This window comes from Streptomyces sp. CAI-85, assembly GCF_013363615.1.
GTDB classification, from domain to species: Bacteria; Actinomycetota; Actinomycetes; order Streptomycetales; family Streptomycetaceae; genus Streptomyces; species Streptomyces antibioticus_B.
The window spans coordinates 1-17,812 of the sequence record NZ_JAANNX010000086.1 but is presented as its reverse complement, the minus strand read 5'-3'; the positions used below and the strand labels follow the sequence as shown (position 1 = coordinate 17,812).

19 protein-coding genes are annotated in these 17,812 nt (G+C 73.1%); 5 read left to right on the top strand and 14 right to left on the bottom strand.

The window, feature by feature from the left end; all coding sequences use genetic code 11:
* A partial coding sequence (locus G6W55_RS34700; RefSeq protein WP_303049962.1) for a Clp protease N-terminal domain-containing protein occupies window positions 1–733 on the bottom strand: 733 nt, incomplete at its 3' end.
* A gap of 430 nt (window positions 734–1,163) precedes the next feature.
* On the opposite strand from G6W55_RS34700, the gene G6W55_RS34695 reads away from it, so the two are divergent.
* On the top strand, window positions 1,164–1,868 hold the full coding sequence (locus G6W55_RS34695) for an SCO3374 family protein (protein WP_175524625.1): 705 nt from the start codon (window positions 1,164–1,166) through the stop codon (window positions 1,866–1,868).
* Here G6W55_RS34695 and G6W55_RS34690 read toward each other — a convergent pair.
* From G6W55_RS34690 to G6W55_RS34645, 10 genes are all read right to left on the bottom strand, one after another.
* Window positions 1,847–2,182, bottom strand: a complete 336-nt coding sequence (locus G6W55_RS34690) for an Lsr2 family protein (protein ID WP_030796073.1) — start codon at window positions 2,180–2,182, stop codon at window positions 1,847–1,849. The genes G6W55_RS34695 and G6W55_RS34690 overlap by 22 nt on opposite strands.
* Window positions 2,183–2,407: 225 nt before the next feature.
* The gene (locus G6W55_RS34685; RefSeq protein WP_030796071.1) at window positions 2,408–2,956 is read right to left on the bottom strand and encodes an amino-acid N-acetyltransferase; all 549 of its coding nucleotides are present in this window, start codon (window positions 2,954–2,956) and stop codon (window positions 2,408–2,410) included.
* A gap of 9 nt (window positions 2,957–2,965) precedes the next feature.
* Complete coding sequence (locus G6W55_RS34680) at window positions 2,966–3,385, bottom strand: BlaI/MecI/CopY family transcriptional regulator (protein ID WP_085214585.1); 420 nt, start codon at window positions 3,383–3,385, stop codon at window positions 2,966–2,968.
* 150 nt (window positions 3,386–3,535) lie between these two features.
* Complete coding sequence (locus tag G6W55_RS34675) at window positions 3,536–3,715, bottom strand: hypothetical protein (RefSeq protein WP_030796068.1); 180 nt, start codon at window positions 3,713–3,715, stop codon at window positions 3,536–3,538.
* Between the two features lie 95 nt (window positions 3,716–3,810).
* Window positions 3,811–4,518 (bottom strand): hypothetical protein, encoded by a 708-nt coding sequence (locus G6W55_RS34670; protein ID WP_175524627.1) that lies wholly within the window; start codon window positions 4,516–4,518, stop codon window positions 3,811–3,813.
* A gap of 169 nt (window positions 4,519–4,687) precedes the next feature.
* Window positions 4,688–5,485 (bottom strand): type III pantothenate kinase, encoded by a 798-nt coding sequence (locus G6W55_RS34665; RefSeq protein ID WP_030796064.1) that lies wholly within the window; start codon window positions 5,483–5,485, stop codon window positions 4,688–4,690.
* Between the two features lie 16 nt (window positions 5,486–5,501).
* On the bottom strand, window positions 5,502–6,488 hold the full coding sequence (gene nadC, locus G6W55_RS34660; RefSeq protein WP_175524624.1) for a carboxylating nicotinate-nucleotide diphosphorylase: 987 nt from the start codon (window positions 6,486–6,488) through the stop codon (window positions 5,502–5,504).
* Between the two features lie 5 nt (window positions 6,489–6,493).
* Complete coding sequence (locus G6W55_RS34655) at window positions 6,494–8,230, bottom strand: L-aspartate oxidase (RefSeq protein ID WP_175524623.1); 1,737 nt, start codon at window positions 8,228–8,230, stop codon at window positions 6,494–6,496.
* A complete protein-coding gene (gene panC, locus G6W55_RS34650) occupies window positions 8,227–9,228 on the bottom strand; it encodes a pantoate--beta-alanine ligase (protein WP_175524622.1) in 1,002 nt (333 codons plus the stop codon). The genes G6W55_RS34655 and panC overlap by 4 nt, the downstream gene beginning before the upstream one ends.
* Window positions 9,225–10,172 (bottom strand): Rossmann-like and DUF2520 domain-containing protein, encoded by a 948-nt coding sequence (locus G6W55_RS34645; protein WP_078634366.1) that lies wholly within the window; start codon window positions 10,170–10,172, stop codon window positions 9,225–9,227. Before G6W55_RS34645 ends, panC begins: the two co-directional genes overlap by 4 nt.
* 206 nt (window positions 10,173–10,378) lie before the next feature.
* Between G6W55_RS34645 and G6W55_RS34640 the strand changes: the two genes are divergently transcribed.
* Both G6W55_RS34640 and G6W55_RS34635 read left to right on the top strand, forming a co-directional pair.
* Window positions 10,379–11,620, top strand: coding sequence for a low specificity L-threonine aldolase (locus G6W55_RS34640; RefSeq protein ID WP_254876560.1), 1,242 nt, complete (start codon window positions 10,379–10,381; stop codon window positions 11,618–11,620).
* Window positions 11,621–11,654: 34 nt separating this feature from the next.
* Window positions 11,655–12,764, top strand: coding sequence for a DUF5937 family protein (locus tag G6W55_RS34635; protein ID WP_085214599.1), 1,110 nt, complete (start codon window positions 11,655–11,657; stop codon window positions 12,762–12,764).
* A gap of 18 nt (window positions 12,765–12,782) precedes the next feature.
* Here the strand turns inward: G6W55_RS34635 and G6W55_RS34630 are convergent, their stop codons facing one another.
* Together G6W55_RS34630 and G6W55_RS34625 are read right to left on the bottom strand one after the other, a co-directional pair.
* Complete coding sequence (locus G6W55_RS34630) at window positions 12,783–13,457, bottom strand: response regulator transcription factor (RefSeq protein WP_175524620.1); 675 nt, start codon at window positions 13,455–13,457, stop codon at window positions 12,783–12,785.
* A gap of 92 nt (window positions 13,458–13,549) precedes the next feature.
* Window positions 13,550–14,752, bottom strand: coding sequence for a sensor histidine kinase (locus tag G6W55_RS34625; protein ID WP_030796048.1), 1,203 nt, complete (start codon window positions 14,750–14,752; stop codon window positions 13,550–13,552).
* 118 nt (window positions 14,753–14,870) lie between these two features.
* On the opposite strand from G6W55_RS34625, the gene G6W55_RS34620 reads away from it, so the two are divergent.
* On the top strand, window positions 14,871–15,971 hold the full coding sequence (locus tag G6W55_RS34620) for an SAM-dependent methyltransferase (protein ID WP_375372498.1): 1,101 nt from the start codon (window positions 14,871–14,873) through the stop codon (window positions 15,969–15,971).
* A 13-nt stretch (window positions 15,972–15,984) separates the two neighbouring features.
* Here G6W55_RS34620 and G6W55_RS34615 read toward each other — a convergent pair whose 3' ends face one another.
* On the bottom strand, window positions 15,985–17,136 hold the full coding sequence (locus G6W55_RS34615) for an NADH-quinone oxidoreductase subunit D (protein ID WP_175524619.1): 1,152 nt from the start codon (window positions 17,134–17,136) through the stop codon (window positions 15,985–15,987).
* Window positions 17,137–17,167: 31 nt separating this feature from the next.
* Here G6W55_RS34615 and G6W55_RS34610 point away from each other — a divergent pair, with 31 nt between their 5' ends.
* Window positions 17,168–17,671, top strand: a complete 504-nt coding sequence (locus tag G6W55_RS34610) for a PH domain-containing protein (protein WP_175524618.1) — start codon at window positions 17,168–17,170, stop codon at window positions 17,669–17,671.
* Window positions 17,672–17,812: the final 141 nt, after the last annotated feature.

Genomic DNA, 17,812 nt, shown 5'->3' with positions numbered 1-17,812 from the left:
TGTAGAGGTGCTTGTCCTTGAGGGTCTCGGGCACCTCGCCCTTGACGATGGCCTGCGCGAGGCCCTCGACGACGGCGGTCTTGCCGACGCCGGGCTCACCGATCAGCACCGGGTTGTTCTTGGTACGGCGGGACAGCACCTGCATGACCCGCTCGATCTCCTTCTCGCGCCCGATGACCGGGTCGAGCTTGGACTCACGAGCGGCCTGGGTGAGGTTCCGGCCGAACTGGTCGAGGACCAGGGACGTCGAGGGCGTGCCCTCGGCAGGCCCGCCGGCGGTGGCGGTCTCCTTGCCCTGGTAACCGGAGAGCAACTGGATGACCTGCTGCCGCACCCGGTTCAGATCTGCGCCCAGCTTGACCAGGACCTGGGCGGCGACGCCCTCGCCCTCACGGATCAGGCCGAGCAGGATGTGCTCCGTGCCGATGTAATTGTGGCCGAGCTGAAGGGCCTCGCGGAGCGACAGCTCCAGGACCTTCTTGGCCCGGGGGGTGAAGGGGATGTGCCCGGACGGGGCCTGCTGGCCCTGGCCGATGATCTCCTCCACCTGCTGGCGGACCGCCTCGAGCGAAATCCCGAGGCTCTCAAGGGCCTTGGCGGCGACACCCTCACCCTCATGGATCAGGCCCAGGAGGATGTGCTCGGTGCCGATGTAGTTGTGGTTGAGCATCCGGGCTTCTTCCTGAGCCAGGACGACAACCCGCCGCGCGCGGTCGGTGAACCTCTCGAACATCGTTAATCGCTCCTCAGAGCGGTCAGGCAGTGGGGGGAACTTCCCCTCCCTGTCCTTCCGCAGCTTAGTCCCGCAAGCGGGGACCGCTCATTCCAACTGCCGACACCGTCGATGGCCTCCTGACCCCGAACGCCGACATCTGCTCCAACCCGATGGTGCGAGACGATGTTCCCGCAGGCCAGGCAGTTACCCACACCATCAGTACGCCGATGGCGAACGTGAGACGTCCTGTTCTGCGTGTCGCCCCCTCCCACTAGGCATGTCTTACCCGCCGGGACTGACACTCCATGCCCTGCGCCCCGGTTCCCTCCGCTACGGGCGAACAACCTTGCGCCTCCCGGCACCGTCACCCGCCCCCTTTTCCGGCACCCTGCGCAGCCGACACGGCACCCAGCGTAACTCTCAGGACTTTCGGTCGGTTGCACTTGGCATGGCTGGCCCGGTCCCACCTCCGACGCACCCCCTGCTGCCCCTCCCTCGACGGCCGCTCACCCGGGAAAGCCGGGCGAGCCAGGAGGGCGGGGGCGGCGGAGACGACGTCCGCGGCTGGTACGAGAACGAACTGGGATGGGCGACAGTGCCCGGGCACCCGGTACGACTTTTGACCGGCGAGCGCTTCGACGTCCTGGACGTACCGGCGGCGGCGGGCCACGCGGCCCTGCGACGCCTGACGGCGGCTACGGCGGCCACGGCAGCGGCCACGACCGCGCCGGCGGGCTTCCCTGTCTCGCTGCACGGGCGCCCGGCGTCGCCGCACGGACACACGGCGGACGGCGTCCGCATGCGGCTCCTGGTGGCTGCGGGCGCGGCGGAGGAGCTGCCGGGGATCCTTCAGTGGCTGGAGTGGGGCGCGCTGCCGCTGGACCTCACGGCGATCGGCGCGGGCGGGTTCATGGAGGCCCCGCCGCCTCCGGCCTTCCGCCGGCCGCCACGGGCCGGGCCATTGCAGGGGGCCGCCGAATGGGTGCGGCCCCCCGTCGCGGGGTGCGAGGTGGAGTCCTCGCTGCCGACGATGTCGGCCCTGGGGGCCCCAGGGGGCGCCCCCGATCTCGTACGGCTGGTGAACACGCTGGCGACGGAGTGCCACCGTGTCCGACTGCGGCGCGCGTGCGCTCAGCCGTTGGCCTTCTCGTAAGCCTCGCGAATGGTCGCGGGAACACGGCCACGGTCATTGACCTCGAAACCGTTCTCCTTCGCCCACGCGCGGATCTGAGCGGTGTCCTGGCTGCCACCGGCAGCGGCACGCGCCTTTCCACGCCCACCCGAAGCGCGGCCCCCGGTACGCCGGCCACCCTTCACGTAGGGCTCGAGAAGACCACGCAGCTTGTCGGCATTGGCAGTGGTGAGATCGATCTCGTACGTCTTGCCGTCCAGCGCGAACGTCACGGTCTCGTCCGCCTCGCCGCCGTCGAGGTCGTCGACAAGAAGGACCTGAACCTTCTGTGCCACCGGATTTCCTTTCATCGATAACGTGAGGGCCGGGGGTCCTCGGCTTCCGCCGTTTAGCCGCACCCTGTTATATGCAGTACTGCGTTACGTCGGAAAGCAAACCGCTTTTGCTGAGAAAACACAAACCCCTGGCGGAGCCCGGCAGCCCGCCCTCCGCCCGGAAACGTGCGCGTTTCGGACATAGGGAACCCGGGCAAGGGGGGTCGGCCGGAATGGGCCCGACGATCACAGATGCAGAAGCATCCGGCTGTTGCCCAAGGTGTTCGGTTTCACTCGTTCGAGTCCGAGGAACTCCGCTACGCCCTCGTCATAGGAACGCAGCAGCTCCGCGTAGACGTCTGTGTCGACGGGTGTCTCACCGATCTCCACGAAGCCGTGCTTGCCGAAGAAGTCCACTTCGAAGGTGAGGCAGAAAACCCGGCGAACGCCGAGCCAGCGGGCGGTGTGCAGCAACTTCTCCAACAACTGATGTCCGACGCCCGCGCCCTTCAGACCGGGCTTCACGGCGAGAGTGCGCACTTCGGCGAGGTCTTCCCACATCACGTGCAGGGCTCCGCAGCCGACCACCTCGGCGTTGTCGTCCCGTTCGGCGACCCAGAACTCCTGGATGTCCTCGTAAAGCGTGACGGTCGCTTTGTCGAGCAGGATGCGGCCGCGGACGTACGCGTCAAGGAGTCGGCGTACGGCCGGGACATCGCTGGTCCGGGCCCGGCGGACGGTGATGGCTTTACCGGTGACTTCGGCGTTCTCGGCGGAGGGGCTCTCTGCGGACATGTCCGGACGCTATCGCCCGTCGTCCTCCGTTGCCGAGCCGGGGTTCTCCCGTGGACTCGCCGTTGCAGGTTCGGATGTTTCCGGACCTTGGACGATGCGTACGGCGTCGCTCAGCGCCTGTCGCTGTTCGTCACTCATCATCCCGAAGAAGGCGACGAGTGCGGCGGCGGGGTTGTCGCTCTGCGCCCAGGCGTCGTTCATGAGGGCGGCGGCGTAGGCGGGGCGGGTGGAGACCGCCTCATATCGATAGGCCCGGCCTTCCGCCTCACGGCGCACCCAGCCCTTCTGATGGAGATTGTCCAGAACGGTCATCACCGTGGTGTAGGCGATGGAGCGTTCCTGCTGAAGGTCTTCCAGGACTTCCCGAACGGTCACCGGGCGGTTCCACTTCCACACCCGCGTCATGACCGCGTCTTCGAGTTCTCCCAATGGGCGAGGCACCCTCAGAACAATAATGGGAGATCTCGCCAATCGCGTGCCGGACGTGCACTTTCATCGGCAAACGCGAACAAAAAGGGCGCACGGCTCCGGGAAGGAGTCGTGCGCCCTCGTGTCGTGGGTACGCGGCGTGCGGCCGGGTCAGGCGTCGGGGGCGGCGGACGCCTGGCGGGCGCTCTCCGCGCGCGCGAGGGCCGCGTCGACGGCGGCGTCCTCCTTGGACTTGTTGGCACCGCCCTGGGTCTTCACGATCACCCGGATCAGTCCGATGAAGAACACGGCCATGACGGCCGGGGGCAGCAGCGCGGAGACGTAGTCCATGGATCCAGGGTAGCCACGGACGAAGGGGACACCGGGGCGGGGTCGGGGTGTCGGCCCCGCCCCGGTGACGATCTCGGCCGGTACCGGCCTCGGCCTCAGCCGGCCACCAGCCGCCGCTGCTCCGGGTCCGCGGGCGGCGTGGCGGGCTTGCGGCGCGGGAAGACCTCGCCCGGGGTGGGGACGGGGCGGCGCGCCGGCTGGGGGGTGTCGGGCTTGGCGGGGGCGGGTCCCGGTGCGGGCGCGGCCGGCCGTTCGCCGGGCTTGCCGCGCGGCTGTCCGCCCCGCTCGCCCGGTTCGTCCTGCTCGCCCTGCGCCCCCACCGGCCCGAAGGCACGGTCGTCGTGGTTGCCGGAGCGCCCCCCCGGGAGCGCCAGGAGGCGCGTACGGGACGCGGGGACCAGGGGGGCGGCGGACGTGGCCGGGCGGGGCGTACGGCGGGCGAGGCGGGCCCGTACGTCGTGTTCGGCGAGGGCCTGGCAGCGGTCCAGCAGGGCGGCGGCCGTCGGGTTGCCGCGCAGGGCGCGCAGGGCGGCCAGATCGTCAGGTCCCGGCCGCTGGCCCGTGGCCAGGACCTCCTCCAGGAGCGTGAGGTAGCCGGCGGCGGTGCCGGGGAGGGCGGCGCGGTACCGGGCGAGGTCGGCCACCAGGAAGGCCCGCAGCCGGGCGGCCTCGCGCATCGCCTCGTCGAGCGAGTCGGCGAGGCGATGACAGTCCTGGACGTCCTCGGCGGAGACGGGGCCGGGGTGGAGGGCGAGGGCGAGGGCGCGGCGGAGCACTCGCAGCTCCTCCGTCCCGAACGCCATGCCGCCGCGGGATCCGTAGGGCGTGGGCATGCCGCGACGATACGCGCTAATCAGACAAACTTGACATAAAGGCTGGAAGCGACGCGCCCGAATCCGCCCTGGTGGACGCGTGCACGCACGCGAAGGGGTCCCCGGACCGTGTCGGCCCGGGGACCCCTTCGCGCGCGGGTCACATCCGCGAGACGTTCCGCTCGTACACCAGCCGCAGGCCGATCAGGGTCAGCCAGGGCTCGTGCTCGTCGATCACCGAGGACTCGCCGAGCACCATGGGGGCGAGGCCGCCGGTGGCGATGACCGTGACGTCGTCCGGGTCGGTGGCCAGCTCGCGTGCCATCCGGCTGACGACACCGTCGACCTGGCCGGCGAAGCCGTAGACGATGCCGGACTGCATGGCCTCGACCGTGTTCTTGCCGATCACGCTGCGGGGCCGGGCCACCTCGATCTTGCGGAGCTGGGCCGCCTTGACGCCGAGCGCCTCGACGGAGATCTCGATGCCGGGGGCGATGACCCCGCCGACGTACTCCCCGCGCGCGCTGATCGCGTCGAAGGTGGTGGCCGTGCCGAAGTCGACGACGACCGCCGGTCCGCCGTACAGCTCGTTCGCCGCGACCGCGTTGATGATGCGGTCGGCGCCGACCTCCTTGGGGTTGTCGAAGAGGATCGGCACGCCCGTCTTCACACCGGGCTCGACGAGGACGGCCGGTACGTCGCCGTAGTAGCGGCGGGTCACCTCGCGCAGTTCGTGCAGCACGGAGGGGACCGTGGCGCAGATCGCGATGCCGTCGATGCCGTCGCCCAGCTCGACCCCGAGGAGCGGGTGCATGCCCATCAGGCCCTGGAGGAGGACCGCCAGTTCGTCGGCCGTACGGCGGGAGTCGGTCGAGATCCGCCAGTGCTCGACGATCTCCTCGCCGTCGAACAGTCCCAGCACGGTGTGCGTGTTGCCCACGTCGATCGTCAGCAGCATGGCCGGTTCCCGCTCTCTACTCGGCCGCGCGCAGATCCAGGCCGATGTCCAGGATCGGCGAGGAGTGGGTGAGGGCCCCGACGGCCAGAAAGTCGACGCCCGTGTCGGCGTACGCGCGCGCGGTGTCCAGCGTGAGCCGGCCGGACGCCTCCAGCAGGGCGCGCCCGCCGACGATGCCGACGGCCTCGGCGCACTCCGCGGGCGTGAAGTTGTCCAGCAGGATCAGGTCGGCGCCCGCGTCCACGACCTCGCGGAGCTGGTGCAGGGTGTCGACCTCGACCTCGATCGGCACGTCCGGGAAGGTCTCCCGGACGGCCTTGAACGCCTGGGCGACACCGCCCGCGGCGACCACGTGGTTGTCCTTGACGAGCGCCGCGTCGGAGAGCGACATGCGGTGGTTGACGCCGCCGCCGCAGCGGACCGCGAACTTCTCCAGGGAGCGCAGGCCCGGTGTGGTCTTGCGGGTGTCCCGCACGCGTGCCGTGGTGCCCTCCAGGACGTCCGCCCACGCGCGGGTGGCGGTCGCGATGCCGGAGAGGCGGCACATCAGGTTGAGCGCGCTGCGCTCGGCGGTCAGCAGGTCACGCGTGCGCGTGGTGACCGACAGCAGCTTCTGCCCGGCCTCGACGCGGTCGCCGTCCTCGACGTGCCGCTCGACCTCGAACTCGTCCGTGCAGACGACCGAGACGACCGCCTCGGCGACCCGCAGGCCCGCGACGACGCCGGCCTCGCGCGCGGTGAAGTCGGCGGTGGCCACCGCCTCCTCGGGGATGGTCGCGACGGTGGTCACGTCCACGCCGTGGTCCAGGTCCTCCTGGATCGCGACGTTGGCGATGTCCTCGACCTCGACGGGGTCGAGTCCGGCGTCGGCCAGGAGCTGGGCGAGCGCGGGGTCGAGCCCGCACTCCAGGTAGTCCTCGCCGCCGGGGTCGCCGTCGGCGCCACAGGCACAGCCGTCGCCGCAGCCGCCGTTCGGGGCGAGGGGAAGGTCGGGGGTGCTCACGTCTGTCACTGCTCCTGCTGGTGCTGCCGGGTCGGGGGGAAGTCTGCGGTATCGGTGGTGCGTACGGCGAGTGTGCGGTCCGGATTCAGCCGTACGACGATGTGGCGGCGCCAGTCGGCGTCGTCGCGGTCGGCGTGGTCCTCGCGCCAGTGGCAGCCGCGGGTCTCCTCGCGCAGCGCGGCGGCGGCGACCAGGACGCGGGCCACGCACAGGAGGTTGGTGGCCTCCCAGGTGTCGACGCCGGGCTCGGCCGTCTTGCCGTTCTCGTCGAGGGCGTCGCGGGCCTCGGAGTGCAGCCGCTGGAGCTGGGCTGCGGCCCGCTCCAGGGACGCGGCGGAGCGCAGGACGCCCGCGCCGTCGGTCATGGTCCGCTGGATCGCGAACCGGGCCTCGGGGGCGAGCAGCGGGTGCGCGGGCCGCTCGGGGTGCTCGACCGGCGCGGGCACCCGCGCGTGCGGGCCGTCGCCGGAGCGGCCGGCGGCGCCGGGGGCGAACTCCGCGGCGATGTCGGTGACGATCCGCTCGGCGTAGACCAGGCCCTCCAGGAGCGAGTTCGACGCCAGCCGGTTCGCGCCGTGCACCCCGGTGCAGGCGACCTCGCCGCACGCGTACAGGCCGGGGACGGTCGTACGGCCCCGGGAGTCGGTGCGGACGCCGCCGGACGCGTAGTGGGCGGCCGGGGCGATCGGGATGGGCTCGTGGACCGGGTCGATGCCGTGCGCGCGGCAGGCGGCGAGGATCGTCGGGAAGCGGTGCTCCCACATCGCCGCGCCGAAGTGCCGGGCGTCGAGGTACATGTGCTCGGCGCCCTGCTCCTGCATCCGGCGCATGATGCCCTTGGCGACGATGTCCCGGGGCGCCAGCTCGGCCAGTTCGTGCTGGCCGACCATGAAGCGCACGCCGTCGGCGTCGACCAGATGGGCGCCCTCGCCGCGCACCGCCTCGGACACCAGCGGCTGCTGGCCCTCGGCGTCCGCGCCCAGGAACAGCACGGTCGGGTGGAACTGCACGAACTCCAGGTCGGAGACCTCGGCGCCGGCCCGCAGCGCGAGCGCCACGCCGTCGCCGGTGGACACCGAGGGGTTGGTGGTCGCGGAGAACACCTGGCCCATGCCGCCGGTCGCGAGGATCACCGCCGGGGCGTGCACGGCGCCCACGCCGTCGTGCTGGCCCTCGCCCATGACGTGCAGGGTGACGCCCGCGGTGCGGCCGGACGCGTCGGTCAGCAGGTCCAGGACGAGCGCGTTCTCGACGGTGCGCACGCCACGCGCGCGTACGGCCTCGACCAGGGCGCGGGAGATCTCCGCGCCGGTCGCGTCACCGCCCGCGTGCGCGATACGGCGCCGGTGGTGGCCGCCCTCCCGGGTGAGTTCCAGGCCGCCTTCCTCGGACTCGTCGAAGTGGGCGCCGGTCTCGATGAGCCGCCGTACGGCGTCGGGGCCCTCGGTGACGAGGATCCGGACCGCCTCCTCGTCGCACAGGCCGGCGCCGGCGACCAGGGTGTCGTCGAGGTGCTGTTCGGGGGTGTCGCCCTCGCCCAGGGCCGCGGCGATACCGCCCTGCGCCCAGCGGGTGGAGCCGTCGTCGAGGCGGGCCTTGGTGACCACGACCGTGCGCAGCCCGGCGGCCTCGCAGCGCAGGGCCGCGGTCAGACCGGCGACGCCGGAGCCGACGACCACGACGTCCGCGGCGATGCTCCACCCGGGCGCGGGCGCGTGCAGTCGTATGCCTGTGCTGGTCACGAGGCGGCTCCGAGGGTTCCGAAGGTGAGCGGGAGGTTGTCGATCAGCCGGGTCGTCCCGACCCGGGCGGCGACGGCGAGGACCGCCTCGCCGATGAAGTCGTCCGCGATCTCGGTGAAGTCGGACGGGTCGACGAGCGCGAGATAGTCCAGCACCAGCGGCGGGTCCAGCCGGACGGCCTCGTCGAGGACCTGGCGGGCGGCGGCGCGGACGGCCGCCGGGTTGCCGGGGGCGGCCTTGGCGACGGCGTGCGCGTCGGCGGCCGCGCGCGACTCGCCTATGGCGCTGAGCGCCTCGGCGCGCGCCTGGGTGGCGGGCACCTCCCGCGCGCGGGCCCGCAGCGCCTCCTGCGCGGCGTGCCGGTCGCGGCCCGCGAACAGGGCGGCCGACAGCGCGAGCGCGGTGCGCCGCTCCCGCGCGGAGAGGTAGCGGTTACGGCTGGACAGGGCCAGGCCGTCGGCCTCGCGCACGGTGGGCACGGCGACGATCTCGACGCCGAAGTTCAGGTCGCGGACCATGCGGCGGATCAGGGCGAGCTGCTGGGCGTCCTTCTGCCCGAAGAACGCCACGTCGGGCCGGGTGAGGTGGAGCAGTTTGGCGACGACGGTGAGCATGCCGTCGAAGTGCCCGGGGCGCGTGGCGCCCTCCAGCCGCTCCCCCATCGGGCCGGCGCTGACCCGGACCTGGGGCTCACCGCCCGGGTAGACCTCCTCGACGGACGGGGCGAACACGGCGTCCGCGCCCGCCTCCTCGGCGATCTTGAGGTCGGCGTCCAGGGTGCGCGGGTAACGGTCGAGGTCCTCGCCGGCGCCGAACTGGAGGGGGTTCACGAACACCGTGACGACGACCTCGCCGTCGGGGCCGGCGATCTCGCGGGCGGTGCGCACGAGCGTGGCGTGGCCCTCGTGCAGCGCGCCCATCGTCATCACGACGGCCCGGCGGCCCGCACGCGTGCGTGCGTGCAGCTCCGCGGCGGTGCGCAGCAGGGTGGTGGTCATCCGGCATCTCCTTCGGTGCCGTGCGTGCCGGGTGTGCCGGGTGTCTCGCCGGAGAGCACCCCGAGGAGGTCCTCGGCGAGTTCGGGCTTGAGCAGTCCGTGGGCGAGCGCGCGGTCGGCGGTGGCGCGGGCCATCGCGAGATAGCCGTCGACGGCCTGCGGGGCGTGCCGGCGCAGCTCGGAGACGTGCGCGGCGACCGTGCCCGCGTCGCCGCGCGCGACGGGGCCGGTGAGGGCGGCGTCGCCGGAGCGCAGCGCGTTGTCCAGGGCGGCGCCGAGCAGCGGGCCCAGCATCCGGTCGGGGGCCTCCACGCCGGCCGCCCTGAGCAGCTCCATGGACTGGGCGACGAGGGTGACCAGGTGGTTCGCGCCGAGGGCGAGGGCCGCGTGGTAGAGCGGGCGGCTCTCCTCGGCAATCCACTCCGGCTCGCCGCCCATCTCGATGACGAGCGCCTCGGCGGCCAGCCGCAGTTCCTCGGGGGCGGTGACGCCGAAGGAGCATCCGGCGAGCCGCTGCACGTCCACGGGCGTGCCGGTGAACGTCATCGCCGGGTGCAGGGCCAGCGGCAGCGCGCCCGCGCGCAGGGCCGGGTCCAGGACGCGCGTGCCGTAGCGCCCGGAGGTGTGCACGAGGAGCTGGCCGGGGCGGACGGCGCCGGTCTCGGCGAGGCCCTCGACAAGGCCGGGCAGGACGTCGTCGGGGACGGTCAGCAGCACCAGGTCGGAGCGCTCCAGGACCTCGGCGGGCCGGACGAGCGGCACGTCGGGCAGCAGCAGCGCGGCCCGCCGCCGGGAGGCGTCGGAGACGCCGGAGACGGCCACCGGGCGGTGCCCGGCGAGCTGGAGGGAGGCGGCCAGCGCGGGTCCCACGCGGCCGGCGCCGACGACGCCGACGGTGAGCCGCGCGGGGCGGTCCCTGGGGTCTGGCTGTTGGACTGTACTCACGCGACGGCGGCCTTCCGTTCCAGTCCGCTCCGGGTACCGGACGATTTCTCGTCATGTTAACGCGATCGGTTCCACGGGGACCCGGCTGTCCACAGGCTGTGGGTAATCTCGCAACGCAGCGCCACCACCGTGCGGGGCGGGCGGGGGCGGGGCGGGCGGGGGAAATGCGTGTGCCCGCCCGCACCGGCGCACGGCATGATCCGCGCATGACGCATACGGCGAACCAGAGCGACCTGGACGGCGACCGGAACAGCGGCGGGGACGGCGGGCAGGACAGCGGTCAGGGGCAGGAGCAGGAGTCGCCGCAGCAGCGGCTGCGGGTGCGGCGCAGGGCGGCCCTGCGGACGGCCGGGCGCGTCCTGTCGCGCGGCGCCGCCCTGGGCACCCTGGCCGAGCGCCTCGCCCTGCTCCAGGAGGCCGCGCCCGAGGTCCACGACCTGGACGAGCCCACGGACCTCTACGGCGACGGGATCGTGACGGCCCTGGAGGAGCGGGTCGCCGCGCTGCTGGGGACGGAGGCCGCCGCGTTCTTCCCGACGGGCACGATGGCCCAGCAGGTCGCCCTGCGCTGCTGGGCGGGCCGTACCGGCAACCCGGCGGTGGCGCTGCACGCGCTGGCCCACCCCGAGGTGCACGAGCGCAACGCCCTGTCCGTGGTGAGCGGTCTGCGCACGGTCCGGCTGACCGGCGAGCCCCGGCAGCCGACGGCCGACGAGGTGCGCTCCTTCGAGGAGCCGTTCGGCACGCTCATGCTGGAGCTGCCGCTCAGGGACGCGGGTTTCGTGCTGCCCACCTGGGAGGAGCTGACCGAGGTGGTCGAGGCGGCACGCGAGCGTGACGCGGTCGTGCACTTCGACGGGGCGCGCCTGTGGGAGTCCACGGTCCACCTCGGCCGCCCGCTGGACGAGATCGCCGCCCTCGCGGACAGCGTCTACGTGTCGTTCTACAAGTCCCTCGACGGCTTCGGCGGTGCCGCGCTCGCCGGCCCGAGCGGCCTGGTCGAGGAGGCGAAGACCTGGCGGCACCGGTACGGCGGCGCGGTCTTCCAGCAGTTCCCCACCGCCCTGTCCGCGCTGATCGGCCTGGAGCGGGCGCTGCCCCGGCTGCCCTCCTACGTGCGGCACGCGCGCGTGGTGGCCGCCGCGCTGCGCGAGGGGCTGGCCGCGTCGGGCGTGGCGTGGGCGCGCGTGCACCCCGAGGTGCCGCACACCCACGAGTTCCAGGTCTGGCTGCCGTACGAGGCCGACTTGGCGGCCGAGGCGGCGGTGCTCCAGGCCGAGGAGACCGGGGTGATGCCGTTCACCGGCTCCTGGCGGGCAGGCGGGCCCGGTCTGTCGTTCACCGAGGTCACGGTCCGCTCCGACGGCCTGGAGTGGTCGGCGGACGACGTACGGGCGGCCGTCGCCGGCTTCGTCGTACGCGCGGAGACGGTGGCAGGCCGCCGGTAGCGGCGTTGTCGGTGGGTGGGTGCACCATGAGGACATGAGCGTCAGCATCGACATCGCGGGGCTGCGGCCGGAGAGGGTGGCCGTCGTGCCCTCTCCGCTGGCCGAGCTGGGCATGGCGCTGCACGCCCTGTCCGAGCCCGGCCACCACCCGCGCCTCCAGGGCTGGGCCACGGGCGTGACCGCCCGCCTCGACCCGCATCTCGCCGACCGGATGTGCGAGGCGGACTTCCTGTGGCGGACGACGTTCTCGGACATCTTCCTGCCGTACGCGGGCCTGCCGGGCAGTGCCGTGCTCCCCGGGGCCACGCTCGCGGAGGAGCTGGACCTCCTGGACAAGCTGACGGACGAGCAGTTCGTGGACGCGGCCCTGGAGTTCATCACCTGCTCGCTCGACTACGACACCCGTACGCCCGATCTCCTCGCCGACAGCTCGCTGCGGCCGCGCGCCCTGGAGGCGGCCGCCTACCGCGGCCCGCAGCAGGTGCGCTTCACCCAGCGGCTGTTCGACGACCCCCCTGGCGTCCGCGCGTGGGTGCGACGCTTCCTGGAGGACTGCGACGAGGCGTTCTTCGGGGAGGCATGGGCCCGGCTCACCCACCAGCTCGCGGCGGACGCCCGGCACAAGACCGAGCTGCTGCGGCACAAGGGGCTGGCGGAGGCGCTGGCCGCGGTGTCCCCGGTGGTGACGCTGGACGAACCCGCCGGGCGGATCGTCGTGGACAAGCTGCTGGAGGGCCGCACGTCGCTGCGGGACGGCGGGCTGCTGCTCGTGCCGACCAGCTTCGGCTGGCCGCACCTCAGCGTGCTGCACCGCCCCGGCTGGCAGCCCGTGCTGCACTACCCGGTGGGCTCCCCCGACCCCGCCGTACCGCCGTCGGTCGAGCAGCTCACGCTGCGGCTGACGGCCCTGTCCCACCCGGTGCGCATGCGGATCTGCCGCTTCCTGGCGCGCAGCACGTACACGACCAGCGAGCTGGCCCAGGCGCAGGGCATGACGGCCCCCGAGATATCCCGGCACCTCGCGGTGCTGAAGAAGGCCGGTCTGGTCACCACGCGCAGACGCGGGCGGTACGTGCTGCACCAGCTCGACGTGGCGGTGGTGGCCCGCCTGGGCAGCGACTTCCTGGAAGGCGTGCTCAGGTAGTCCGCCGGTGCCCCCGGGTCAGCCGTGGCCGCCGCCCGCGCGGACCAGCCCCGTCTCGTAGGCGAGGACGACCACCTGCACGCGGTCGCGCAGCCCCAGTTTGGTCAGGATGCGGCCCACGTGCGTCTTGACGGTCGCCTCGGACAGCACGAGCCGGGCCGCGATCTCCCCGTTGGAGAGCCCCTGGGCGACCAGGATCATGACCTCGCGCTCGCGCTCGGTGAGCCGCTCCAGCTCCTTGTGCCGGGGTTCCTGGCCGGTGGACGGCAGCATCGGCGCGAACCGGTCGAGGAGACGCCGCGTGGTGGAGGGGGCGACGACGGCGTCCCCGCTGTGCACGGAGCGGATCGCGGCGAGCAGCTCACCGGGCGGCACGTCCTTGAGCATGAAGCCGGAGGCGCCCGCCTTCAGCCCGGAGAACGCGTACTCGTCGAGGTCGAAGGTGGTCAGGATCAGCACCTTCGGCGGCTCGGGCTCCGCGCAGATCCGCCGGGTCGCCTCCACGCCGTCCAGCTTGGGCATGCGGACGTCCATCAGGACGACGTCGACCGCCGTGGAGCGCACCACCTGAAGGGCCTCGACGCCGTCGCCCGCCTCGGCCACGACCTCCATGTCCGGCTGGGCGGCGAGCACCATCCGGAACCCGGTGCGCAGCAGCACCTGGTCGTCGACGAGCATCACGCGGATCGTCATCGGGTCCTCTTCCGTGGGTCGGTTCTGTGTGCGGGCCGTGGGGCCGGTGCCTGGGGGGCGTGACAGGTGTCAGTGAGGGGCGCGCGTTCGCGTCAATGCGCCGGTTTGAGCGGGAGCAGGACGCTGATGCGGAATCCTCCGCCCGGCCGCGGTCCCGCGTCCAGGGTGCCGCCGACCATGCCGACGCGTTCGCGCATGCCGATCAGGCCGTGACCCTGGCCGTCGACGCCGCCCTCCTCGTACAGCTCGTGCGGGGCGCCCTTGCCGTCGTCCTCGACGAGCAGGCCGAGGCCGTCGTCGAAGTAGACCAGACGCACGCTCGCACCCGCGTTCGGCCCGCCGTGCTTGCGCGTGTTCGTCAGGGCCTCCTGGACGATGCGGTACGCGGTCAGCTCGACGCCGCTGGGCAGCGGCCGCGGGGTGCCCTCGATCTTGAAGTCCACGGGCAGCCCCGAGCCCCGGCACTGCTGGACGAGGTCCTCTATCTGCTCGACGTCCGGCTGCGGCACGTACTCGCCGCCCTCCTGATGCTCGCCGGTGCGCAGCACGCCCAGCAGGCGGCGCATCTCGGCGAGGGCCTGGCGGCCGGTCGAGGAGATCGTCTCCAGGGCCTTCTTCGCCTGGTCGGGGGCGGCGTCCAGGACGTACGCCGCGCCGTCGGCCTGCACCACCATCACCGACACGTTGTGCGCGACGACGTCGTGCAGCTCGCGCGCGATCCGGGCGCGCTCGGCGGCCACCGCGACCTTCGCCTGCGCCTCCCGCTCCTTCTCCAGCCGGGCCGCGCGCTCCTCCAACTGGGCGAAGTACGCACGCCGGGTGCGCATCGAGTCGCCCAGCACCCAGGCGAGGGCGAACGGCACCGTCTGGAAGACGATGACCGCGACCTGGCCCGGCACGCTCGCGTTCTCGTGCGGCCAGCGCAACTGCGCCAGGGTGGCCGCGCACAGGGCCATCACCAGCGCGAGCCGGGACGCCCAGCGGGCGCCGTTCGCCGCGACCGTGTAGACGATCACCAGCAGCGCGAAGTCGGCGGCCGTGACCCCCACGTTCAGCACGAGCTGGGCGAGCCCGAGCGCGGCGGCGAGCACGAGCATCGCCTCGGGCATCCGCCGCCGCAGCGCGATGACCAGGCACAGCAGGAACACGACCGGCACCAGCAGCGCCGTGGAGTCGGTGCCGCCCCGATCCTGACCGGCGGTTCCGGCGGCCGCGGTGATCCCGAAGAGGACGAGGGCCCAGAAGCCGTCGACCCCGGTCGGGTGTCTGCGGAGGAAGTCATAGAGGCGCTGCACGTGACCCAGCGTAGGGAAGCGGGATGTGTGCGGGGGTCAACCGGAGGGCCGATCCGTCCCCGACGCGTGTACTCCGCAAGGTGGAGGCCGTGATCACCTGTACGCCTAGTCTGTCCGGGTGGTGCGAGACGGGACCGGTTCCGACGGGTGGCGCGGCTGGCGTGCGGCGATGCGGGCCGCGCTGTACGGGACGGACGGCGACGGCGGCGGTGCCGCTCACAGCAGTGCCGGTGGCAGCGGTGCCGGTGGCTTCTATCGGCGGCCTGAGGGGCCCGCCGGGCACTTCCGTACGTCCGTGCACGCGTCGCCCCTGTTCGCCGCGGCCGTGGCCCGGCTGCTGTGCCGGGTCGACGAGGCGCTGGGCCGCCCCGGGACGCTCGACTTCGTGGACATGGCCGCCGGGCGGGGCGAGCTGGTCACCGGGGTGCTCGCCGCGCTGCCCGCCGACGTGGCGGCCCGCACGCGCGCGTACGCCGTCGAGATCGCCGGCCGCCCCGAGGGCCTCGCTCCCCGGATCACCTGGCTGAGCGAGCCCCCGCCGCAGGTCACCGGGCTGCTCTTCGCCAACGAGTGGCTCGACAACGTGCCCGTGGAGGTCGCCGAGGTCGACCCGGCGGGCGTCCCGCGCCTGGTGCTCGTCCGGGACGACGGCACCGAACGGCTCGGGGAACCCCTCTCCGGGGCGGAGGCCGAGTGGCTCGCGCGCTGGTGGCCGCTGCCGGCCGAGGAGGGCCTCCGCGCGGAGATCGGCCTGCCCCGGGACCTCGCGTGGGCGGCCGCCGTCTCCTGTGTCGCGCGCGGGCTCGCGGTGGCGGTGGACTACGGCCACACCGCCGACGCCCGGCCGCCCTTCGGCACGCTCACCGGTTTCCGCGAGGGGCGCGAGACGGCACCCGTACCGGACGGCTCGTGCGACATCACGGCCCATGTGGCGCTGGACGCGTGCGCGGTGGCGGGGGCTGGGGCTGGGGCTGGGGCTGGGGCGCACGCATCCGGTCCCGCGCCGCTGCTCACCCAACGCGCCGCCCTGCGCGCCCTCGGCGTCACCGGCGCGCGCCCCCCGCTCGCGCTCGCCGGTACGGACCCGGCGGCCTACGTCCGCGCCCTCGCGGGTGCCGGGGAGGCCGCCGAACTCACCGCGCCGGGCGGCCTGGGCGACTTCGCCTGGCTCCTCCGGCCGGTCGGCATCGCGAACCCGCTGCCGCGGGAACCGGCCTGACCGTCCGCGCGGGCTACTTGTCGATGTCCCCGACCACGAAGAACATCGACCCCAGGATCGCCACCATGTCCGCGACGAGCGTGCCCGGCAGCAGTTCGGTCAGCACCTGGATGTTGTTGTACGAGGCGGACCGCAGCTTCAGCCGGTACGGGGTCTTCTCGCCCTTGCTGACGAGGTAGTAGCCGTTGATGCCGAGCGGGTTCTCGGTCCACGCGTACGTGTGCCCCTCGGGCGCCTTGAGGACCTTCGGCAGCCGCTGGTTGATCGGGCCGGGCGGCAGCTCGGCGATCCGGTCCAGACAGGCGTCCGCGAGGTCGAGCGCGTTGTGGGTCTGGCCCAGCAGGCACTCGAACCGGGCGAGACAGTCCCCCTCGCCGCGAGTGACCACCTTCAGGGTGTCCGCCAGCTCCCCGTAGGCCAGGTAGGGCTCGTCGCGGCGCAGGTCGAAGTCGACGCCCGCGGCGCGCGCGATCGGCCCGCTCACGCCGTACGCGTGGACGGCGCGGGGCGTGAGCGTGCCCACCCCGCGCGTGCGGCCCCGGAAGATCTCGTTGCCGAGGACGAGGTCGTCGTAGACGTCCATGCGCGAGCGCACCGCGGCGACGGCCGCACGCGCGCGTGCCGTCCAGCCGGCCGGGAGGTCCTCCTTGAGGCCGCCGACTCGGTTGAACATGTAGTGCATGCGCCCGCCGGAGACCTCCTCCATGACGTTCTGGAGCACCTCGCGCTCGCGGAACGCGTAGAAGACCGGGGTGATGCCGCCGAGTTCCAGCGGATAGGAGCCGAGGAACATCAGGTGGTTGAGGACCCGGTTCAGCTCGGCGAGGAGCGTGCGGGTCCACACCGCGCGCGGGGGGACCTCCATGCCGAGCATCCGCTCGACGGCGAGGACCACGCCCAGTTCGTTCGAGAAGGCGGACAGCCAGTCGTGGCGGTTGGCCAGCATGACGATCTGCCGGTAGTCACGCGCCTCGAACAGCTTCTCCGCGCCCCGGTGCATATAGCCGATCACCGGTTCCGCATGCTGCACGCGCTCGCCGTCCAGCACCAGCCGCAGCCGCAGCACGCCGTGCGTGGAGGGGTGCTGGGGGCCGATGTTCAGCACCATGTCGGTGCTCTCCGCGGCCCCGCCGATCCCGACCGTGGTCTCCGTCGTGGGAGTCATGGGCCCAGTCTCCCCTACGTACGCTGGCCGTATGGAGACGGGGAGCACGGTGGGCGAGGAGACGGCGGCGGACGAGCCGGTGTGGACCGGGCTGCCGCCCGGGCTGCTGCGGATGCGGCGGTTGCTGCTGGTGGTCTGGCTGGGGCTCGCGGCCGTCGCCGTCGGGGTGCCGCTCGGTCTGTTCGCGGGGCCCGCGTGGGCGGCGTTCGCGCTGCTGCCGCTGGCCGGCATCGGGTGGGGCTGGGTGCTGCTGGGCCGCAACTGGCGGTCCTGGCGGTACGCCGAGCGCGCCGACGACCTGCTGATCAGCCGGGGTGTGCTGTGGCGGGAGGAGACCGTGGTGCCGTACGGGCGGATGCAGCTCGTGGAGGTGACCTCCGGTCCCGTGGAACGGCACTTCGGGCTGGCCAGCGTGCAGCTCCACACCGCGGCCGCCGCCACCGACGCGACCGTCCCGGGCCTGGACCCGGCCGAAGCGGAACGGCTCCGCGACCGCCTCACGGCACTCGGCGAGGCCCGATCGGCGGGGCTGTGACGGCGGCGGGGGCGGCGGACGGGCCTTCGTCCGGGGGCGGTGCGACACCTGAGGGCGGGCCTCCCGAGGGCGGACCGTCACCCACGGGCGGACCGTCACCCGAGCGTCGGCCGTCACCCGAGGCCCAGCCATCACCCGAGG